Annotated in this window: 1 protein-coding gene; it reads right to left on the reverse strand. The window is 61.2% G+C overall.

The genetic code is table 11. The features are described 5' to 3' along the window. Positions 1-69: 69 nt before the first annotated feature. Positions 70-240: hypothetical protein (locus tag SB756_RS34730; protein ID WP_410913841.1), on the reverse strand; the 171-nt coding region annotated here is incomplete at its 5' end.

Here is a 240-nt window from a genome sequence, read left to right on the forward strand (position 1 = left end):
CCATGTGGGCCCTATCGAGGCCCTGAAGGCTTTGTTCGGCGCAGGGCCCAAGCCCTGCGCCCGATCCGATTAGCTAGCGACGATATTGACCAGTTTGCCCGGCACTACGATCACTTTGCGGATCGTCAGGCCTTCGGTAAAGCGCAGCACGTTTTCGTTGCAACGCGCCGCCGCTTCAACTTCCTCGCGAGAAGCGCTGGCCGGCATGTCGATCTGGCCGCGCAGTTTACCGTTGACCTG

Origin of the sequence: Pseudomonas sp. SIMBA_068, from assembly GCF_046534705.1 — a bacterium.
Classification (GTDB): Bacteria; Pseudomonadota; Gammaproteobacteria; order Pseudomonadales; family Pseudomonadaceae; genus Aquipseudomonas; species Aquipseudomonas putida.